Annotated in this window: 1 protein-coding gene; it reads right to left on the bottom strand. The window is 73.1% G+C overall.

The window, feature by feature from the left end:
- The coding region (locus tag GA0115259_RS30895) for an ATP-dependent helicase (protein ID WP_161230509.1) at nt 1-1,696 on the bottom strand (1,696 nt) is incomplete at its 3' end.
- Nucleotides 1,697-1,857: the final 161 nt, after the last annotated feature.

Here is a 1,857-nt window from a genome sequence, read left to right as displayed (position 1 = left end):
GGCGGCGCAGATCGGCGGCGTCCATACCGCCGAGAGGCGAGGAGAGAAGGGCGAGCGCGGTCTCGACATCGAGCCAGCCGACGGCGCCGGGTGGCGCGACGCCCTGTGCGTCCTGCTCGGAGGCGGGCTGCTCGGAAGCGGGTTGGTCGGACGCGAGCGGCTCGGACGCCACCTCCAAAGGCGCGTCGTCGCCCGGCATATCGTGCTCGGTCGCGTCCGGCTCGGGCAGCCCGTGGTCCGGCTCGGCCTGGTCCGGCGCGTCGTCGCCCGGCACTTCCTCCTCCGGCTCGGACTGCGGACGCAGCGCCGCCTCGGCCACCGCCCGGAGCGCCGTCAGGAGCGGTGACACCGCCGGTTCATGGCGCAGTGGCACATCGTCGCCGTCCACCTCCAGTGGTACGCCCGCCGAGGTCAGGGCGCGGCGGATGGAAGGGATGGTGCGACCGCCCGCACGGACCAGGACCGCCATGTCGTTCCACGGGATGCCGTCCTCCAGATGTGCGCGGCGGAGGATGTCGGCGATGTTGTCCAACTCTGTGGAAGGAGTTGGGAATGTGTATGTCTCCACCTGGCCGCCCTTGCGCACCGGCACGGGCTCACGGTGCGCCTGCACCTTCGCGGCGGGCAACCGTGTGAGCGGCATACGACGGGTGAGCAGCCGGGTCGCGTCGAGCAGCTTCGCGCCGGAACGGCGGGAGGTGCCGAGGACGGCCACCGGTGCCGGGCGGCCGTCCGCGCGCGGGAAGGCGTACGGAAAGTCCAGGATGCCGTTCACATCGGCGCCGCGGAACGCGTAGATGGACTGGTCCGGATCGCCGAAGGCGACCAGCGTGCGGCCCTGCCCGGCCAGCGCGCCCAGCAGCCGGACCTGCGCCGGATCGGTGTCCTGGTACTCGTCGACGAACACCGCGTCGTACTGGGCGACGAGCCGCTCCGCGACCTCGCGGCGGCCCGCCAGCAGCACCGCACGGTGGACCAGCTCCGCGTAGTCGAGTACGCCCTGCATGTCCAGGACGTCCAGATACTCCGCGAGGAAGGACGCGGCGGCCGACCAGTCGGGACGGCCCGTGCGCCGCGCGAACGCCGCCAGCGAGTCGGGACCGAGGCCCAGTTCACGGCTCCGGGCGAGCACCGCCCGTACCTCGTCGGCGAAGCCTCGCGTGGTGAGACACGCGCGCAGCTCGTCCGGCCACCTCACACGTCCCCGGCCCTCGCGCTCCAGCACGAGCTGGCCCGCGAGCAGATCCCGTACGGCGACATCCTGCTCGGGACCGGAGAGCAGCCTCAGCGGTTCGGTGAAGAGATCGGCCTCCTGGTGCGCGCGGATCAGGGCGTAGCAGAACGAGTGGAACGTGGTGGCCTGCGGACCGCGCCGCCCGCCGAGCCGGACGGCCATCCGGTCGCGCAGCTCCACCGCCGCCTTGCGGCTGAAGGTGAGGACCAGGATCCGTTCGGGATCCGTCCCGCGCGCGACGCGCCGGGCGACCGACTCCACGAGCGTCGTGGTCTTGCCCGTACCCGGGCCCGCCAGCACCAGCAGCGGTCCCGTCCCGTGGTCAACCACGCCGTGCTGGGCTGCGTCCAGTTCAGGGGGATCCACCGGGACCGGCGGCGTACGCACCAGCCGGTACGCGCCCGGGATCCGCTGCCGTACCCGACGGTGCGGGGTACGCCCGGTGGAGGAGGAGGAACTCACGTGGATCGCCGGTCCTGGAAGAGGTGCTGGTGGTGACGCGGGTGACGGTGACGCCTGAGGCGCGGGTGACAGTGACGGTGACGGGTGCCGATGACGCTACGCCGCCGGGCGGCCGGGACGCAGCCGGTCCGCCACCCGCGACGGCGCCCGCGCTCCCGCCC

Source organism: Streptomyces sp. MnatMP-M17, assembly GCF_900091995.1.
GTDB lineage: Bacteria > Actinomycetota > Actinomycetes > Streptomycetales > Streptomycetaceae > Streptomyces.
Note: the sequence above shows the minus strand (reverse complement) of the source record. Positions and strands in the feature narration are given on the sequence as shown.